The organism is Spirosoma fluviale (assembly GCF_900230225.1).
Lineage (GTDB): Bacteria > Bacteroidota > Bacteroidia > Cytophagales > Spirosomataceae > Spirosoma > Spirosoma fluviale.
This window is the reverse complement of sequence record NZ_OCNH01000001.1, coordinates 1,513,426-1,532,226: the sequence shown is the minus strand read 5'-3', so window position 1 is coordinate 1,532,226 and position 18,801 is coordinate 1,513,426. Positions and strand designations below refer to the sequence as shown.

Genomic DNA, 18,801 nt, shown 5'->3' with positions numbered 1-18,801 from the left:
GATCAAAATTAATAATTGACAATAGTATGACCATTCGCCCGGCCACCCTGACCGATCTTCCGGCTCTTATGAACCTCATCCGGCACGTTGTTCCCCTCATGCGCAAAGCCGGAAATTTCCAGTGGGACGAACATTATCCTAATCAGGCCGTTTTTTCGGAGGATATTGCCAAAGGTCAGCTTTGGGTAGCATATGTAGATGGGCTTCTGGCAGGGGTTGCCGCCCTTACCGAAGATCAGGAGCCGGAGTACGCTCAGGTTGGCTTTAACGTAAACGAACGAGCCATTGTTACGCACCGGCTGGCGGTTGATCCGGCTTTTCGCGGACGGGGTGTGGCCGTTGCGCTACTGGCTCAGGCCGAACAACTTGCCCTTGAACGGAGCATTCGCTTCCTGCGTATCGACACGAACTCAGAAAATCAGGTTACCCAAGCGCTTTTCCCGAAGCTCGGCTATCGGTATGCCGGTGATATAGCACTCAGTTTCCGGCCGGGATTGCGGTTTTTGGCTTACGAAAAGCAGGTATAGATTAACGTGACTACTGGTTCAGAAAGGCAAAGGATTTGCCCTGATAGCGTGGCAGTGTAACACTATTTCGAATGAGCATAAAAGACTGATAGGCACTGTTGGCTGCGGCCATGTGATCAAGCCAGGCCGGAATATCCCCACCCGGATCGACCCGGCAGGTGTAGGTAACATGAATACGCTGTTTGGCAATCGGGCGAATTTTCCAGATAGCCAGCCAGTCGGCAATACGAACCGTATTGGGCCGGGTAGCTACCATATTAGGGACACCTACACCCTTTACCTGCACCACTTTAGTGTTTGGGTCCTGTTCAAACGTAAGCTGAACGCTCATGTCGCGGTCACTCACCGGCCAGGGCAAAGCCGTTACAACGTGGTACACCAATTCCGTTTCGCTAATACGCTTTACCAGCTGTGCAGATTTGGTTTTGTACATGACGTTCTTGTAGTTGGCGATATCCGACAGCAACGCCACCAGATGACTCTGTGTACCCGGCATCGTGCATTCGACCTTCAACTCAGTTGACCGGCTTCCCGGCACCTCTCGGGTGTACACCAGAATCTGGTCTTTATCTTTCGCCAGACGCCAGCCTTCTTTATCCTGCCCGTAAACTGCTTTTATACTTATTGTGAAGCTACTGAACACTAAAGTCAGGTAACAACTTAACTGTACTAACTTCATACCGTATATCCGCCTTTTCAACACCTTAAACTTGGCCTTCTTGTCTTTACTTAACGTTGCAACCCCGGCTTTTGTTGGCTACAGGTCAATTACCTGAAGACCATTGGGCGGCCTTCTTTTGGAACGATGAACTTGTTTTCAGGAATTTTAGCGGCCAGTAATGCTTTACGTAAATCGTCGGCGGGTTCATCCAGGCCGTCATCACCCTGCTGAAATGTGCCGAAGTGAATACCAACTGCCTGCGTCGGGTTCAGGTCGACAAACGCCTTTACGGCTCCAGCCGGAGATACGTGTACCGGAGCCATAAACCACTCTGGCCGATAGGATCCAATGGGCAGCAGAGCCAGCTTAACAGGACCTGTTGCCGAGTTCCGGGCCTGTTCAGCAATTTTCTTAAAATGGGCTCCATAGCCACTATCGCCACAAAAGTAGGTTGTGCCAAAGCTCGTGTGAAGCAGGTAGCCACACCAGAGGGTTTCCTCCCGGTCGCCCAGTCCGCGGTTGCTGAAGTGCTGCGCCTGTGTACACGTCAGCGCCAGCTTTTCATTGATCCGCAGGGTATCGTTCCAGTCGAGTTCGCGGGTTATGCGTCCGTTGACGGATTTTGGCAGGTAGGATACGCCCAGTGGGGTAACAAAAAGTGGGTTATGTACCTTCACGAGCTTCTCGATGGTCGGCAAATCAAGGTGGTCATAGTGGTTGTGGCTGAGTAATACAACGTCGATGGGCGGTAACTCCTCGAACCGCAACCCCGGTGGACGCTTCCGTTTGACACCCAACCAGGACGTTGGCCCAACGCGCTTCGACCAGACGGGGTCTGTCAATATGTTGAGTCCGGCGGTCTGAATCAGGAAGGTCGAATGGTTCACAAAAGTCAGGACCAGACTATCCCCTTCAATGCGCGTGGCAGGTCGGGCACCCACATAGGCATCGGGTTGTTCGGGCCAGGGGCCTTTGTCCCGATTAAAAAGCCATTTTAAAAGTCCGCCCGATGTCCGTTCGGGCATGTCGGGATTAAAGAACTTCTTCCCGTCGAAATGATCCGTAACAGGTCCTTTGTAACGCGGTGCACAGGCCGAGAAAGTGAGCAGGAAACCCATAAGCAGCAACCGGGGCGATAAAGTGAGCATAGTATAGTGAAGCGAGTGTATGGGTATGTTGTTTTTAAAACAGCGACATCTGCCCCGAACGGGCCAGCGCGCCTTCGTGTTCCAGTAGCCATTGTTTCCGCCAGAGCCCCCCGGCATACCCCGTCAGGGAGCCGTCGGAACCAATAATGCGGTGGCAGGGTATCACAATCCAGAGTGGATTTCGGCCGTTTGCTGCGGCTACGGCGCGAATTGCCTTCTCATCACCCATCCGCCGGGCCAATGTCAGGTAAGAAAGTGTCGTGCCAAAAGGCACGTCGAGTAAGGCTCGCCAAACCGACTGCTGAAAAGCCGTTCCGACCGGATTGATTGGAAAATCGAATGACATCAACTGCCCGGCAAAGTAGGCTTTGAGTTGCTCGGCGGCTAATCGAACAGGCTCAGCTACCGGCCCTTCCGGAGCATTTTCAAACGGAGAAACATTCATACAGGTAATGACCGAAACGCCAGTATCATTACCGGTAATAGCCACTAAACCCAGAGGGGAGTCAAAAACGGTAGTCGTCATTTAATAAGGTGTATTTCGAATCGACTGATCCAGTGACAGGCTCGGGCGGTCATCTACAACCATGGTACCCGACATCCGGTCATGCATACCAATTGGCTTCTCACGAAGAAACGTAAACGTATCGAACGGAATTAGTCTGGCAAGGTTGCGCCATAGACAGGTTAGAAGATCGGGTTTTTGGCCGTTTTTATCGACAACTTTCGTTTTTGTGAGAATCTTACCGGGTGTTTTACCCAGCCATGCTTCAAAGGCCAAGTAATAAGCGACATACAACAACATGCTGGTAACACGGTTGGTCAATACCTTTGAATCAAGAAGCTCCGGGCTGATCAGAAACATGATTACACCTACCGTTACCATGATTATGTAAAAAAACACAAAATCAATCAGCAGATTCAGAAACCGTTTACCTTGACTGGCGGGCAGGCAAGGTTCGGCAAGCAGTTCATCGGCATTCAACAGGTCGCGGGTGTGGGGTTCCATAGTTACGAAAGACATCAGGTATGACAGTGTAACTTAACGCCTGTTTCGATAAAACACAAGGCAGAAAAAGCCCGACTGATGAGAGTCGGGCTTTTTCTGCCTTAAACCATATTCAATTAGTTGACCACTCAGTTCGCGACCAGTTTCAAAATTTTCCCGGAGCCCAGATCGCACATGTACAACTCGTTTTTCTGGTCTTCGCCAAAGGCAGAAATAGCCCCAGCCTGAGCCATCAACTCCTGGTTGGTGGCCGTTTTGCCGTCTGTCGTTGTCAGTGCCCAAATGCGCCCACTAGCGTAATCGGCATAAATGTATTTACCCCGCAACGATGGGTTAGCCGATCCTCTATAGACGATTCCTCCTGTGATTGACACGTCGCCGTTACTGTGACTATATTGCCAGATTGGCCCCAACAGATCGGCCGCGTTGACGTTATTATCTTTTGCGTCATAATCTGCGTTGGCTTCTTTCACCCGCCAGCCGTAGTTGCCGCCTTTTTTAACGATATCGACCTCTTCCAGTTTATTCTGCCCTACATCGCCAACCCACAGCCGACCGTCTGCATCAAAACTCATTCGCCACGGATTTCGCAGCCCGTACGCGAAAATTTCTTCGCGGTATCCATTGGCATTACCCTTGAAAGGGTTATCAGCCGGAATGCCATAATTTCCCTTATCGGTACTGTTTACATCCACCCGAATTATTTTCCCTAGCCAACTCTTCCGGTTCTGTCCGTTGTTCTGAGGGTCTCCCCCACTTCCTCCATCGCCGGTAGACACGTACAAATAGCCATCGGGTCCGAAAAGAACTTTTCCGCCATTGTGGTTTGAATACGGTTGCTCGAACCGAAAAAGAATTACTTCGGAGGCCGGATCGACCTGCGAGGCTCCGGCTGATGGTGCTTTATAGCGACTTACGATCGTTTCGCGCGGGTTATTTTTCGTGTAGTTAACGTAGAAATAGCCATTCTTCTTGAAATCGGGGTGGAAAGCCAGGCCCAGTAATCCCATTTCGCCACCTGAAGCCACTTTGTTCCGGATATCCAGATAGGTGCCTGCGGATGCCGTATTGGCGTCATTCTCAAAGACCCGGATGCGCCCTTCCTGTTCGATGACAAACACGCGGTTGGTACCATCATTGGCGTGCGTATACTCGACAGGCGAGGAAAACGTAAGTTTGGGATAAGCATTGACAACTTTCGCCGAAAGAGCGCCGGTGCCGCCTACGGTGGTGCCCGTAGAGTCGAGCGTTACTGAATTCGACCGTGTAGACGACTGACAAGCCGCAGCAACCATCCAGGCCACGCCCGACGTTGCCGCCAGCGAAAGCGTAAGGGCGATGATTGTTTTACTAAGCATGATGATTAGATTCATTAGTTTACCTGTTTTACCTACAAATCAAGTTCCAAGAAAAGCCGCCGAACTTTGTGGCCCGCATTTTGTTTCAAAAACAAAGAATGTGCCCTCGTATACCCATGCGTTCACTGGATTAACGATCATTAACCAGTGTAGTGTTTCCACAAAACGGGGTATAAATTCTACCGGTCCGGTCAAGACGACGACTATTATGATTAGTGACACAAGTACCTTCCTCGAACACCTCCAGACCCAGCGGGCGCTATACCGGTATAAACTTCCTTCCCGTCCGGATGCCGGCCGATTCATTGACCAGTTGATGCGGCTCATGTTTCCGGTTACGCAGGATTGCCGGTCAATTTCTCAACATGTGGAAGAAACCTACCAGAACCTCAATCAACAACTGGTTTGCCTGCTCCAGCCGCTTGAGAAAAATTTAACAGAAAACCCGACGCTCATCACCGAACGTTTTTTTGAACGCCTTCCGGCTATTTACGACAATCTATTATTCGATGCACACGCCATTGCCGACAATGATCCGGCAGCGGTTGGTATTGAAGAAGTCGTTGCTGTTTATCCGGGCTTCTATGCTATTGCCGTTTATCGGATTGCGCACGAACTGTTAAAACAAAACGTGCCCCTTCTGCCCCGTATGCTTACCGAATACGCGCATGGGCAGACGGGCATTGACATTCATCCGGGTGCCCAGATTGGCAAAGCGTTTTTCATCGACCATGGCACGGGCGTCGTTATTGGCGAAACCACAGTCATTGGCGACAACGTAAAGATCTACCAGGGGGTTACATTGGGAGCTACACACGTGGCTAAATCAATGGCCCAGAAAAAACGCCATCCAACCATTGAAAACAACGTTGTCATCTACGCTAATGCTACCATTTTAGGTGGCTATACGGTAGTTGGCCACGACTCCGTCATTGGCGGTAACGTCTGGCTTACCAGCAGCGTTGAGCCTCACTCGCTCGTGTTCCATCAGCACCAGACCGACGTCCGGTTGAAGTCGCTGGAAGTCATTGAGCCCATCAATTTTGTTATTTAACCATTTACTATGAAAGCGACTACTATCCTCGACACCATTGGCAGGACGCCCCATGTTCGGATCAACCGGTTATTTCCGGGTTATGAAGTCTGGACCAAGCTGGAACGGGCTAATCCCGGTGCCAGCATCAAAGACCGCATCGCGCTGGCCATGATAGAAGATGCCGAGGCAAAAGGTATATTAACTTCGGATAGTACCATCATTGAACCAACTTCAGGAAATACCGGCATTGGCCTGGCCATGGTTGCTGCGGTGAAAGGCTACAAGATCATTCTGGTCATGCCGGAGTCGATGAGCATCGAACGGCGTAAGATTATGGCGGCTTACGGAGCCCAATTTGACCTGACGCCCCGCGAAAAAGGCATGAAAGGGGCTATTGAGCGCGCTCATGAACTGATTGCCCAAACGCCGGGCGCCTGGATGCCCCAGCAATTCGAGAATCAGGCAAACATTGATATCCATGTCAAAACAACAGCTCAGGAGATACTTGACGATTTTCCGGAGGGTTTTGATGTGCTGATCACCGGCGTTGGCACTGGCGGCCATATCACCGCCGTTGGTCAGGCCCTGAAGCAGAAGTTTCCTAATCTAAAAGTGTATGCCGTTGAGCCCGAACTTTCACCGGTAATTAGTGGGAGCGCACCGGGTCCGCACCCGATTCAGGGTATTGGCGCCGGTTTCATCCCCCAGAATCTGCATACCGATGTGTTGGATGGTGCTATTCAGGTCAGCAAAGACGAAGCGTACGAAATGGCCCGTCGGTCGGCGCGGGAAGAGGGTACATTTGTTGGCGTTTCATCGGGTGCATCCCTGGCCGCCATTGCAAAAAAACTTCCCGATCTGGCTCCTGGCAGCCGAATTCTAACCTTTTGTTACGACACCGGGGAACGATACTTATCCATTGAAGGCTTATATTAAGTAACAGGCGAGTGCTTAAAGGATCAGTAGAGTTGGTAATTAATCGACTCTACTGATTCTCCATTTTACGAATAGCCAGCTGGTTGCAGTACACGTTCAACTAAACCACCACTCAACTTAATGATAACCCAAACCTCTTCTTTCCGTACAATAAAAGATACTGTTTTTATTACTGCCGGTGTGCTAAGCGCCGGTATGGGCATTAAAGGTTTTTTGCTGTCGAGTCATTTTATTGATGGGGGTGTCACGGGTGTATCCATGTTGCTGGCATCGCTTATAGATATCCCCTTACCTATCTGGCTACTGGTTATCAATTTGCCATTTGTTGGCCTTGGATATCGTCAGTTTGGCCGTCAGTTCGCGTTCAAAAGTATACTAGCCATTACAGGTCTATCCATCAGTCTGGCTGTTATCCCCTACCCGGATGCTACCCCCGATTTGCTGCTCACTGCGGTTTTTGGCGGTTTTTTTATCGGTGCCGGTATTGGATTAGCCATGCGGGGGGGCGCCGTACTGGATGGCACGGAAATAGCCGCTTTACTTATCAGCCGAAGCAGCCCTATTCTGAAAGTGAGTGATGTTATCCTAGTCCTGAATGTACTTATTTTTGGGGCGGCCGCTTTCTTTCTGGGCCTGAATCCGGCTCTTTACTCGATGATTACGTATTTCGCTGCTTCCAAAACGGTCGACTTCCTTATTCACGGTATTGAAGAGTACACGGCGATCATCATTATTTCCAAGCAGAATGAAGAGATTCGGGAAAAAATCATCGAACGGGGATGGGGCATCACCATCCTGAAAGGTCAGGGAGGATACGGCAAACACGGCAGTCACCAGGAAATAGACACAGTGCTGTATACAGTTATTACCCGTCTCGAAATCAGCCGGTTAAGAACAATAGTCATCCAGATTGACCCAAAAGCGTTCATCATACAACACAGCGTTGACGACGTATCGGGGGGTAAAGTTAAGAGTCTGCCCATGCACTGAGGCACGTCGATAGCGCTCAAGTAGCAGAAAAGTGTTTTATAGACTGGCAGCAAATTGCTCCAGGGTGGTTTCTGGCTTACCGAGCTCAGCCCACGTTTGTCCGGCTTCAAATTTTTCCGGGTAGTTATTGAGTGCTTCGGTAATATGCCAACCGTAATCGGCTTGTGGGGAAAAGGGCCTCCCTAGTTTCATCAGGAAGGAAGGGGTTGTCACTACAGAAAGCTTTTCTTTCTGGTAAGCACCAACAAATCGTTCGGCCGCTTCGTGCTGGGTTACAGATTCCGGACCCTGAATAATGTACTCCTCATTAAGACCTTCTCCAGCAATCTGAAAAGCCTGAGCGACCTGCTTCCCGTAATCATGAGCCGCAATGTACCAGGGTTTGACCGGTGAGCGGCCCACTAAAAGTACAAACGGCCCCAGTCGTTGGGTACCGTTCAGGGATTCCATGAAACAGGATGGGTAAAAAATACTATAAGGTATGCCTGCGTTTTTTATAAGCCGAACCGCTTCGTTTTTTATGGAAAAGACCCACCAGTTAAAGCTATTCATCCCCTGATACCGCATAGCAATTGAGGATAAATAACCTATTCGGCGAACACCCGCAGCCTGAGCGGCCTGAATCAAATTTATCAACCCTGCCTGCTCGGCATGAAAATCAGTTTGTTTTTCGGTTTGTTTAATGGATAGGTTCAGATAGACTACGTCGATTTCCTTCAAGGCATAGATCAGACTATCAACATTGCGCAAATCACCGGAAACAATATCAGCCTGAGGAAAAAGCTGGCGTGCTTTTTCAACATCACGGACAATAATGCGCACTGGAAATCCTGCCCGAATCAGTTCACTTGCAATAGGTTGCCCAAGCATTCCCGTTGCACCAAGTATAGCTATGGTCATGCTCATAAGTGGTAAAACAAGCTTTCTAAATGGATAGCTTATTTTACCACGTTAACCACCGGATAGAAACAAATGACATTTCAGACATCGGAAAATTACCTCAGTTCGCGCACAAAACGACGCATGGTTTCCCGATAGATCTGCTCCGACTGATCCAGTGACTGCTCATCTTTAAGCAACATAGCCAGCATAATTGTGCCATGAGATACCGATAACCACTGAAAGTGCAGTCGTCTAATACTCTCGTCTGCTTTGGGAATAAATGAGAAGATGGCTTCACGAACCAGTCGGCTCACTTCCTGCATAGTCTCTGACTGATAAACCGGAATAGTGCAGAAAGCGCCATCCATATTGTACATTACCTGGTAGATTTCGGGCTGCTGGCGGGCAAACTCCCACTGAACCAGTGAGATTTCGTACAACCGCTTTTCTGGGTCACGGTACAGTTTCAGAATGCGTTCGTACTCCTGGTATAAGTGACGAAAACCCTCGTTTCGAATTTCATCCAGAAGAATATCTTTGCTATCAAAATATTCATAAACTATGGGGGCACTGTATTCTATTGCGTCAGCTATTTTACGAATTGACACGGCTTGCCACCCTTCCTGCCGGGCGATTGCCTTCGCCGTTTTGATAATACCGGAACGAGCCTGCTCTCGGCTCCGGGGCTTACGCTCGATAGTTTCCATACAAATTTAGTTATTAAGTGGTCAGTTAACGGTGTTAAATCACCCGAAAACTACGTATTTACATGGAAAGAATACAATTTTTCTAAGAAAAGTTAAACAAACACTACGATATATTATATAATATACTGAATATCAACCTTTTACCCGACAACTAACTATACCTGCCGACAAACAATAGTTACAGAAAATTAAAAGAGTAGTACTTATTGCTTGTAAGCATGTATCCATACCGCTTCATCTCCCAGGCTAAATGGCTCACCATCAACCGAGCCGTAACAGGCAACTACCTGCAAACCTGCCTTGTCAAACAACCGGCGAAGTTCAGCTAGTGTGTACACAAAATGTTCTGCTTTTCGGGTCTGGGTTTTACCGGCCTGCACGTAGGTTAAGTAAGAGTCGATACGGCTTTCGAGCGGATCATATTCATTCTCAGCCAGAAACAGGATAGGATTACCTTCATCATCGCCAATTGGTTGCCAGTTTCGGGCCTGATAATCGGGCAATACCGATTCGGCCAACATCTCTGAATGAGCCAGAAAGCGTCCTCCCGGTTTTAAAAAGTGGGCAATGCGCGTCAGAAAGGCCAGCATGTCTGAGTGCGCAAAAAAGCTAAAGCTATTTCCTAAACAATAAGCCGCATCAAACACACCAGGGTCCCCGATTTCTGTCTCAGAGACCGCCATAAAATCGGCTTCAAGCGCGACTAGAGAAAGCTTGTCAGCTTTTGCACTGGCTTGTAATTCAGCGATGTACTCAGCCGAAATATCAACTGCCGTTACGTGCGTACCCATTCGGGCCAGGGGTAACGCGTGTCGCCCATAGCCGCAAAAAATGTCCAGCAACCGATCACCCGGACCAAAATCAAGGGTCTCAACGAGTAGTTCGAGATCAAGATGCGTTTGTTCTTCCGTTTGTGCAGCCTTCCAGGCCGTTTGCGGCAATCCGTGAAAAAAATTGTGGTACCAAGCCATTGTTTAACTGATTGAATGAATAACAGAATGAGTGAACAGATACAGCTAATAAAAAATTACCCTTTTTCATTCACTCATTCTATTATTCACTCATTCACAATTAAAGTGCTGCCAGCGTTTCCTGTACGGCTTGAAAATCAGGCACATCACCGGCGCTTTCCAGAACTTCAGCGTACTGGATAGTGCCCTCCTGATCAACTACGAACGCTGAGCGTTTACTGACACCTTTCAAGTTCATCACGAATGTTTCGTAATAGGTATCATACGCCTGAGAAACGTCTTTGTTAAAATCTGACAGTAAGTTGAACGGCAGGTTCTGCTCTTCCTTGAACTTAGCCAGTGTAAACGGAGAATCGACCGAAATGCCTAGTATTTCCGCATTCAAACCTGAATAAACACTGACGTTGTCCCGCATTTCACACAGTTCTGCAGTGCAAACACTGGTAAATGCCATTGGAAAAAACAGGATGACAACATTCTTTCCTTTAAAATCAGCCAGCGATACTTCTTTTTTGTCGCTGCTGAAAAGGGTAAACTCGGGGGCTTTCTGACCGGGGGTTAGCATAGTAACGGGTTAATTTTTTGGCGCAAGGTATAAAGTTGGGCGGACACTTAGTCTTAAAATTCCCGACGACCAGCGAAATTCCGAAAAAGGGCAGGCAAAACCAGTTCTTTTTCACGCTAAACTTGCGGAGTTGTGCCAATCCAAACGAAGGTTTATAAATTGCACCCAGTATACTTCAGTAAAAGAGCTGTCAGAGAAGAGTATATATGCCCGGCTGACGACTATAACCCATATACAGTCCTGCTCCTGATTCAGACTTATAGACCGATTTTTTAGATGCAAAATTATTGGGGAATTGACCTCGGCGGCACCAAAATAGAGGGTGTAATTTTATCGGCACCCTCTCCAGATGCTGTCATTATTCGTAAACGTATTGATACAGAGGCTCATTTAGGGTATGACCATATTATGAGTCAGATTGTTCGACTCATCGATTTGCTCAAAGCAGAAACCGATCTTCAGCCAGATCGCATTGGCTTTGGAACACCCGGCACGTTTGACCCCGCCCGGCAAACGATGAAAAACTGCAACACGACCGTACTGAACGGCCGACCAATGAAACAAGATCTGGCCCGCTTGCTCAATGTACCCGTGGCCGTAGCCAATGATGCTAACTGCTTCGCCCTTGCCGAATCGACAATGGGCATTGTGCCCGATGTGGTTCCCAACTTTCAATCCGTTTTCGGGGTGATTATGGGTACCGGCGTTGGCGGTGGTGTGGTAGTACGCGGGCGCGACGGTGTTCCCTTCGTACTAAACGGTTTGCAGGGTATTGGGGGCGAATGGGGCCACAACATCCTGGAAGAAAACGGGTATGCCTGCTATTGTGGAAAACGCGGCTGTAACGAGCAGGTCATATCAGGCCCGGCGCTGCAACGGTATTATCAACAGATTAGCGGAGAAGAGCGGACCATGAAAGAAATCATGGAGCGGTACCAGGAGGGAAATGATCTGGTAGCGAGCCAGACGGTCAATCGAATGCTTGAGTATTTTGGCCGGGCCGTTTCGGTTATCATTAACATTCTTGACCCCGATGCCATTGTACTTGGCGGAGGAGTGGGTAATGTGGACCTACTCTACACCGAAGGCGTGGAACGGGCAAAAAAATACGTTTTCAACAGCCGCGAAATCAACACGCGTTTCCTGAAACCCAAACTGGGCGATAGCGCCGGTGTGTTCGGCGCTGCGTTATTGTGAAAAGGTCAAAGGGTCAAGGGGTCAAAAGGTCAAGAAGTAGCCGACGCAAAAGCAACACACGCGTTAGCTACTTCTTGACCTTTTGACCCCTTGACCCTTCTTGACTTCTTGACCCTTTTTGACCTTTTATCTACCGTGGTCGACGGGCACCACCACCACCGGCGGGAGCGGCTTGTGGCTGTTGTTCGCCACCTCCGCCTTCACCACTTTTTATGTCGTCGTTGTTGATTGACTTTTTCTGACGTTGTGGCGAATCGAAGCTGAGTTTACCAATTTTATAGCTGAAGTTGACCCGAACACCCGCATTGTACAAACTGGTGGTACTCGTCTGGGCAAAAATGGGCGATGACGATTCAGAGTTAACCGTGAACGGATGGTTAAGGAAGTTCTCTGCCGCAACACCGAAGCTGCCCCGTTTGTCTTTCAGGTCTTTTTTGAATCCGATGCTATAGAAAGCAAAGCCTCCCTGATACCCCTGCAACTGCACTTGCCGTCCCCGAATAAATCCGAAGCCCTGCATACCCCAGCCATTTTTAAGGGTCAGGCTGGTGAAAAAGCGCCCGGTTGTTACCCAGCCCGAATTTGTAGCGTTGTATACCGACCCGGCATTGTTGTTGGTCAGATTGGCGTAATATAGATCGAAGCCACCCCCGATTTGCCATTTTGAGAAGAGCGTCGCGTTACCGAACACGTTTGTTCCATAAGCTGCTTCACGGCCAATGTTGAAATAGCTTGTTTGAATAGCCTGCGCCAGCGTTGACGTGGTTCCCAAACTGGCATCTGCCCTAATGGTGTCCCGAACACTGGTAATGGAGTTGTTGGTTTGGCGCGCAAACAGCGACACGTTCAGGTAAACACTTTTAATGTAAGCACTGGTGCTCAACTCCAGGTTATCGGTCAGTTCGGGCGACAGCAACGGGTTACCTCGTGTAATGCTGGTTGGATTGGACGTGTTTACGTTCGGGTTCAGGAATTGAATACCCGGCCGCTGCAATCGACGATTATACGCCAGTTTAACCGTTTTTCCCCCTTTAAGCGATTTCGAAATGTTGATGCTCGGTACCAGATTGCTATAGCTCGGAATGCCCAGATCCTTACCGGCCGCTCCACCCTGTTCGCCCGGCTGATTCTGGCTGAAATTCGCATTGATGGTGGTGTGTTCGTAGCGTGTGCCAGCCTTGAAGGTGTACTTCTTTTTTGTCGTCAGCGTATAGGAAACATAACCAGCCCCAATACTCTGGTCGTAGTTCAGCGTGTTGGCAGCACGGGAAGGGTCTGTAACAAAACCTCCCGAACCAACGGCGTAATTATAACTGAAAGCACTCTCTACCTGCCGGAATATACCCTTACCACCAAATTCGAGCAGTTGGTTTTTCCCAATGGGAGTCTGGTAATCGCCCTGAATGGTCGACTCCTGGTTAAAGCTGTTATTCAGGTTCTGCTGGCGGGACAGCACGTCCGTAAAATTTGGCGCACTCATGATATCGGCCGTAAAGTCATTGTTACGGTTGTTGCGGCTAAACTGCGCCGATACGCTTAACTCCTGCTGTGGCTTAAATGTGCGGGTGTAATCGACGTTAGCATCGACCGTCCCGGACAAGTCTTTGGTCAATACATTCCGATCCGACACAATGGGGAAAAGGGAGCCTGGCGAGAGCGTACGCGTCAGGAAGTTATCCTGATTCTGGTAATTGTTCCGGGCACCGTAGCGCAGGCTGGCGGTAATGGAACTCGTCTTACTGATGTCGTAATCCCAGCCCAGCGTATACTGCCCAAACAGACCACGGTTACGGGTATTGGCGGTTTGTTCAGTCGTTGTGATTCCTTTACTGCCGAACGTTTGCTGCGTATTGGCAAATCTGCCGACAACATTGTAATTAGCCCGACCAAAACCACCCAGGCTGAAACCCATTTTACCCGTCCGCAAATTCCCGTTCAGGCCCAGGTTCGTACCCCGGTTACCCACGCCCGAATCGACGTTCAGCGTGAAGCCCTGCAAGGTTGTTTTCTTGGTGATGATATTGATAATACCCGCCGAGCCCTCCGCATCGTACTTGGCCGATGGGCTGGTAATTACTTCAACGGTCTTGATCATGTCGGCTGGAATCTGCTTCAGGGCATCGGCCACGCTGCTGGCCACAATCGTTGAGGGTTTGTTGTTGATCAACACCCGTACGTTGCTACTTCCCCGCAAGCTGACGTTACCATCCAGGTCAACGGATAGCAGCGGTACTTTCCGCATCACATCCGTAGCATCACCTCCTTTTGCCGTAAGGTCTTTATCGGCGTTGTAAACCAGCCGGTCAACTTTCTCTTCAACGAGCGAAGCCTGCCCAACCACTTCTACCTCTTTCAGGGTTCGGACATCGGCCCCCAGTTTGATCGCGCCCAGGTTGATATCGCCCTTACGGTCGAGCTTTACGCTGGAAATGGTTTTGTTGCGGTACCCAACGAACGAAATCAGGAGCTGAAAATCACCCTGCGGCAATTTATTCAGGGTAAACTTACCTTTCTCATCAGCCACCGTTCCATCAATCGGCTTTTTTGTTTGTGCATTGATCAGGGCAATGCTGGCAAACTCAACAGGTTTACCCGTTGTGGAATCCGTTACAATCCCTGTTAGTTTAGCATTACCACGGGGCGTATTGTCAGTCGACGTACCCGGAATGGCGGCTGCTGGCTGTTGCGCACCACCGGGCATTCCCGGAAACTGCGCCCAAATCAGCTTGGGGGTCGTTAACAAAGCAGAGCAAATACATAGAGACAGTACTGTTTTTTTCATATCAAGTTGTAGACAATATTTTGCGTGGCACATTAAACGTGCCAACTTGGGATATTCACACGTGAATAAGCCAGGTGGTCAAAATTCGCTACAAAAATCCTGATAAAATCTAATTCTACATAAGCGGGTTAACAGATGGACAAACGGGATCCATTACCTAGCTAAACAACTGAGGATTACTACTCAATTCCGGATAATCGGCCCGTGTCAGCACGTCAGGAACATCGCTGGGTTCGGTTCTTGATGTGATCCGTTTACTAATGCTGTAGCTATGCATTTTACCAGACGGATAAGGCTCTGCCAACAACGCTAAAGCCTCTTTTTCGGACAGGTCTCCGTGTAGCCAGGCGTGTTCAGCATCGGGAGTCAGCACACAGGGCATTCGTTTTTTTGTGTTATGAATAGCGGCCAGCAAGGGGTTAGCTTCTGTGGTGAGGAGCGTGTAGGTTGGCATCAACTCCCCCGTTTCAGGGTCGGGCCACTCGTCCCACAAACCGGCAATCGAGCTTATTTTCTGATCGCTGGTATAGATGTAGAATGGATACTTTTTACTGCCCTGTGTATACCACTCAAAAAAGCCGGTCACCGGAATCAGACAGCGTTTTCCAGCCTGTGCAGCCGATTTAAATGAGGGTTTTTCGTAAATAGTTTCGGAGCGGGCATTGATCGTTTTCGTCCGAATGTCGGCCGCATCCTTTTTACTTCGTGCCCAGCGCGGAATAAGTCCCCAGTTAATAAGTTGCAGTTTTCCCGGTTCCTGCCGTGTTACGATGGGCCAGGCCGGAAAATTATAGGCATTAGCATGATAAACAGGGTGAAACCCAGCCGTTGGCGGCAGCACGGCCTCATAACGAGCTTCGAGCTCCTCGGCCTTGACATTGAGCGATTTATGAAAACACATACGATTAGTAAGCCGGTTTAGAACGGTGATTGATGTATCTGTTAAACGGTTAAATACCCCAACCAGTTATCTGATTGCGGCATTTAACCAATACCTTTCGAAGACAAACAAATAAAGTCTACCACACGTTTACCAGCCTGTACACGGCTCTAAATGCCTACTTTCATTCGAATGACTTCACCTGAACCCTCCGTTTACCCCGGACCGACCCATTCACTTGCCGATATTGCAAAGGCTAGCTGGCAGCAACTGGCATCCGTTCTCGACGAACGCACCGATGCCTCCCCTGCTCCCGGATTTAAAACGATGATTGTTGCCTCTCGAACCGAAACCAGTGCCGATGCCCGCACCGTGGTACTTCGGAAAGTTGATACCGACCGCAAGTATATCTGGTTCCATACAGATGTCCGGGCCGCTAAGGTGATGCAATTCGAAGCATTCCCGGCCGCTACACTGCTCTTTTGGGACGAAACGCTCCGAACGCAGCTTCGGTTTACTGTCGAAACTCACTTACATTCCGATGATTATATTGCCGATGAGCATTGGAAAGAGGTTGGCGTGGGCAGCCGCAAGAACTACCTTTCTGAGCAGGAGCCGGGCAGTGAGCAACCCGCCCCCTATCCCGGCTTTCCGCCCGCTCTGGGTGCTAACCTGCCAACACCCGAAGCAAGTGAAGCGGGTCGGCCAAACTTTGCCGTAATCGAGTGCCGGGTGTTAGCGATGGACTATTTACGACTAAGCCGCGAAGGACAGGTCCGGGCGAAATTCCAGTACGAGCCTGAGTCAAAAATGACGTGGCTAGCCCCTTAAACGGCCATTCAGGATATATCAAGCACCGTAAACTGCTCGAAGACTACGTCAAACCCATTTCCATCTGGAGCGGCTGCCATCAGGCCAATTTGTACGGTAACATCGGGTGAAAAGTAAGCTAGCCGGAGTAATTGGTACGTAAAATCGTCAAAGGAATAATCGATTCGAACGGAATCGCCCTGACGGGTCAGACGCAGGTAGATCGACTCCGGGTGATGGGTCTGGGGACTCACCGACCAGTCCGAAAACTGACGCGTGACAACGGCACTAACATTCTGGAGTTCATCGACGTACTCGATACCGGTCTTTATCCAGTTCTGCTCATCGAGCCGGAGCATTAGTCCGGCCTGGTCGTACAGCGCTTTATACTGGCCCGTCACTTTAACGCTGGCGACAAAATCACCACTCTGCTCCCGGTAGTAAAAATGGCCGTTATCGCGGATGAAGTCGTAATGCGTCACTCGCCAGAAATCCGTGCCGCCATCCACCCGCATAAATACACTGTCCTTATCTTCCGACCAGATGGCGGGTTTGTTGTACCAAATCATAGACCTTTCATTTTAGTGGAAAATTAAGCAAATCAGGAAGATTGTACCAGCCGGTCACAACCCCTGGCTGCTCTTTTTTTGTTATACCTACACGACAAAAAATGACAGCCTATGCCAGAAAACAATCGCGCATTTAACTACGACCTTGACTACCGAACGCTGAACCTTCGCGAACAACCCGAACTCTACCGCGTTGGCAAGGGCGAAATGGGCGTACTGCTGGTACGGCCCTACAAAGACGAAATCTTGCCCTACTGGCGATTTAAAACCCCCGACATTGCCCGCGAATCGTCCGAAAAGATCTACCAGCTCTTTCTCGATTATAAGGAAAAAGGAGACTTCATTGGCATGGACATGGCCAGGAAGTTTCTGCAAATGGGATACACCCGGTCAAGGCGTTACGCGAACCACAAAACCGGTCAAAAATACAACGGTCCCGTCCCTGACGACAAAAAAGGGCAGTCCGGCGCACACGGCCGCGATCAGTTGCCCCGCGAAGAAGACCCGGTAAAAGCGGAGTCGGCCCGGATATTTTACGGGAAGTACCTCGAAGCACGGGAAGATGCCGACTACAAGAAACTAAAGAAGGAATGGCAGCAGAAATACGGGTAGTTCCCTAATCTTTGCGACCTTTGCGGCTGATTCGATCAATCATTGACGACTACCTTATGCAACTCCTTGACGGTAAGTTTCTTTCAGCACAAATAAAACAGGAAATCGCGGCAGAAGTCGCACAGATCAAAGAGCAGGGTGGCAAAATCCCGCATCTGGTCGCTATTCTGGTAGGCAATAAAGGAGCCTCGGAAACCTACGTGGCCTCTAAAATGAAAAACTGCGAAGAGGTTGGCATGCACTCTACCCTCATCCGATTCGACCCGTCGGTTACGGAAGATGAACTTCTCGACAAGGTTCGCGAGGTGAACGAAAATCCCGATATGGACGGCCTGATCGTCCAGCTCCCCCTCCCCGACCATATCAATCCCGACCGCGTAATGGAAACCATCAATCCCGCCAAAGATGTGGACGGTTTTCACCCGATAAACATTGGCCGAATGGCGAAAGGATTACCCGCCTACATTTCGGCGACGCCACAGGGCGTTCTGGAAATGATTAAACGATACGACATTAAAACCGCCGGGAAACACTGTGTGGTTGTCGGCCGGAGTCAGATTGTGGGCTTACCAATGTCGATTCTAATGCAGCGGAATACGTATCCCGGCAATTGCACCGTAACCATCACTCACAGCCGGACGCAAAACCTCGCCGAGATATGCCGCTCTGCCGATATTCTGGTAGCTGCCCTTGGCAAACCAGAGTTCGTTACGGCTGATATGGTAAAAGAGGGAGCCGTGGTTATCGACGTGGGTCTGGAGCGGGTGCCGGATGCCAGCAAGAAAAGCGGCTTTTCTCTCAAAGGCGACGTCAAATTCGACGAAGTAGCGCCGAAAACGAGCTTCATCACCCCGGTTCCGGGCGGAGTTGGTCTGATGACCATCTGCTCACTGATGCAGAATACCCTGAAAGCTGCGCGCGGAGAGATTTATTAGTCAAGCCATGTGTGTCTTAAGCTTTGTATCAGGATCATTGTTAAACCTTAAAGCTTTGGTAGCGACTTACTCGGTGGTTGCTCAACTAGTAACTACTCTCCTTGGTGAGTCTAGCACCTACCAAGGTCTGTGAACTTCGCTTGACCCGCATCTGGGTCTGGAATTTAGCGCTCCGCCAGTGAGGAGGCCAAAATGGCCTGGTTCTCGCTGGCGGTCTGACGTGTAC

At 49.6% G+C, this 18,801-nt stretch carries 20 protein-coding genes; 8 read left to right on the top strand and 12 right to left on the bottom strand.

What is annotated here, in order from left to right:
- The first annotated feature begins 26 nt into the window (after nt 1-26).
- Complete coding sequence (locus CRO74_RS06365) at nt 27-527, top strand: GNAT family N-acetyltransferase (RefSeq protein ID WP_097125144.1); 501 nt, start codon at nt 27-29, stop codon at nt 525-527.
- A 10-nt stretch (nt 528-537) separates the two neighbouring features.
- Here the strand turns inward: CRO74_RS06365 and CRO74_RS06360 are convergent, their stop codons facing one another.
- From CRO74_RS06360 to CRO74_RS06340, 5 genes are all read right to left on the bottom strand, one after another.
- Nucleotides 538-1,206 (bottom strand): START domain-containing protein, encoded by a 669-nt coding sequence (locus CRO74_RS06360; protein WP_097125143.1) that lies wholly within the window; start codon nt 1,204-1,206, stop codon nt 538-540.
- A gap of 89 nt (nt 1,207-1,295) precedes the next feature.
- Entirely contained in the window at nt 1,296-2,336 is a 1,041-nt protein-coding gene (locus tag CRO74_RS06355) for an MBL fold metallo-hydrolase (RefSeq protein WP_179830133.1), read from the bottom strand.
- A 34-nt stretch (nt 2,337-2,370) separates the two neighbouring features.
- Nucleotides 2,371-2,862, bottom strand: a complete 492-nt coding sequence (locus CRO74_RS06350; RefSeq protein ID WP_097125142.1) for a methylated-DNA--[protein]-cysteine S-methyltransferase — start codon at nt 2,860-2,862, stop codon at nt 2,371-2,373.
- Complete coding sequence (locus CRO74_RS06345; RefSeq protein WP_097125141.1) at nt 2,863-3,360, bottom strand: RDD family protein; 498 nt, start codon at nt 3,358-3,360, stop codon at nt 2,863-2,865. It abuts the gene before it with no gap.
- A gap of 113 nt (nt 3,361-3,473) precedes the next feature.
- On the bottom strand, nt 3,474-4,703 hold the full coding sequence (locus CRO74_RS06340; RefSeq protein ID WP_394341880.1) for a PQQ-dependent sugar dehydrogenase: 1,230 nt from the start codon (nt 4,701-4,703) through the stop codon (nt 3,474-3,476).
- A 208-nt stretch (nt 4,704-4,911) separates the two neighbouring features.
- On the opposite strand from CRO74_RS06340, the gene epsC reads away from it, so the two are divergent.
- From epsC to CRO74_RS06325, 3 genes are all read left to right on the top strand, one after another.
- Nucleotides 4,912-5,757 (top strand): serine O-acetyltransferase EpsC, encoded by an 846-nt coding sequence (gene epsC / locus CRO74_RS06335; RefSeq protein WP_097125139.1) that lies wholly within the window; start codon nt 4,912-4,914, stop codon nt 5,755-5,757.
- Nucleotides 5,758-5,766: 9 nt separating this feature from the next.
- The gene (gene cysK / locus CRO74_RS06330) at nt 5,767-6,675 is read left to right on the top strand and encodes a cysteine synthase A (protein WP_097125138.1); all 909 of its coding nucleotides are present in this window, start codon (nt 5,767-5,769) and stop codon (nt 6,673-6,675) included.
- 120 nt (nt 6,676-6,795) lie between these two features.
- A complete protein-coding gene (locus CRO74_RS06325; RefSeq protein WP_097125137.1) occupies nt 6,796-7,665 on the top strand; it encodes a YitT family protein in 870 nt (289 codons plus the stop codon).
- A 36-nt stretch (nt 7,666-7,701) separates the two neighbouring features.
- On the opposite strand, the gene CRO74_RS06320 is transcribed toward CRO74_RS06325, so the two are convergent.
- The 4 genes from CRO74_RS06320 to CRO74_RS06305 form a co-directional block, all read right to left on the bottom strand.
- Nucleotides 7,702-8,565, bottom strand: coding sequence for an SDR family oxidoreductase (locus CRO74_RS06320; RefSeq protein ID WP_097125136.1), 864 nt, complete (start codon nt 8,563-8,565; stop codon nt 7,702-7,704).
- A 95-nt stretch (nt 8,566-8,660) separates the two neighbouring features.
- A complete protein-coding gene (locus CRO74_RS06315) occupies nt 8,661-9,254 on the bottom strand; it encodes a TetR/AcrR family transcriptional regulator (RefSeq protein WP_097125135.1) in 594 nt (197 codons plus the stop codon).
- 203 nt (nt 9,255-9,457) lie between these two features.
- Nucleotides 9,458-10,225: an SAM-dependent methyltransferase gene (locus tag CRO74_RS06310; protein ID WP_097125134.1), complete on the bottom strand. Its 768-nt coding sequence runs from the start codon at nt 10,223-10,225 to the stop codon at nt 9,458-9,460.
- Between the two features lie 100 nt (nt 10,226-10,325).
- On the bottom strand, nt 10,326-10,790 hold the full coding sequence (locus CRO74_RS06305; RefSeq protein WP_097125133.1) for a redoxin domain-containing protein: 465 nt from the start codon (nt 10,788-10,790) through the stop codon (nt 10,326-10,328).
- 276 nt (nt 10,791-11,066) lie between these two features.
- Here CRO74_RS06305 and CRO74_RS06300 point away from each other — a divergent pair, with 276 nt between their 5' ends.
- Nucleotides 11,067-11,987 carry an ROK family protein gene (locus CRO74_RS06300; RefSeq protein WP_097125132.1) on the top strand — a complete coding sequence of 307 codons (921 nt, stop codon included), beginning with the start codon at nt 11,067-11,069 and terminating at the stop codon, nt 11,985-11,987.
- Between the two features lie 130 nt (nt 11,988-12,117).
- Here CRO74_RS06300 and CRO74_RS06295 read toward each other — a convergent pair whose 3' ends face one another.
- Nucleotides 12,118-14,769: a TonB-dependent receptor gene (locus CRO74_RS06295; RefSeq protein WP_179830132.1), complete on the bottom strand. Its 2,652-nt coding sequence runs from the start codon at nt 14,767-14,769 to the stop codon at nt 12,118-12,120.
- 157 nt (nt 14,770-14,926) lie between these two features.
- Nucleotides 14,927-15,670: an SOS response-associated peptidase gene (locus CRO74_RS06290; RefSeq protein WP_097125131.1), complete on the bottom strand. Its 744-nt coding sequence runs from the start codon at nt 15,668-15,670 to the stop codon at nt 14,927-14,929.
- Nucleotides 15,671-15,841: 171 nt separating this feature from the next.
- Here CRO74_RS06290 and CRO74_RS06285 point away from each other — a divergent pair, with 171 nt between their 5' ends.
- Nucleotides 15,842-16,480 (top strand): PNPOx family protein, encoded by a 639-nt coding sequence (locus CRO74_RS06285; protein WP_097125130.1) that lies wholly within the window; start codon nt 15,842-15,844, stop codon nt 16,478-16,480.
- 8 nt (nt 16,481-16,488) lie between these two features.
- Here CRO74_RS06285 and CRO74_RS06280 read toward each other — a convergent pair whose 3' ends face one another.
- Nucleotides 16,489-17,028, bottom strand: a complete 540-nt coding sequence (locus tag CRO74_RS06280; protein ID WP_097125129.1) for a DUF1349 domain-containing protein — start codon at nt 17,026-17,028, stop codon at nt 16,489-16,491.
- Nucleotides 17,029-17,139: 111 nt separating this feature from the next.
- Between CRO74_RS06280 and CRO74_RS06275 the strand changes: the two genes are divergently transcribed.
- A complete protein-coding gene (locus CRO74_RS06275; RefSeq protein WP_097125128.1) occupies nt 17,140-17,640 on the top strand; it encodes a DUF4385 domain-containing protein in 501 nt (166 codons plus the stop codon).
- Nucleotides 17,641-17,696: 56 nt separating this feature from the next.
- Nucleotides 17,697-18,575 carry a bifunctional 5,10-methylenetetrahydrofolate dehydrogenase/5,10-methenyltetrahydrofolate cyclohydrolase gene (locus CRO74_RS06270; protein ID WP_097126035.1) on the top strand — a complete coding sequence of 293 codons (879 nt, stop codon included), beginning with the start codon at nt 17,697-17,699 and terminating at the stop codon, nt 18,573-18,575.
- Nucleotides 18,576-18,801: the final 226 nt, after the last annotated feature.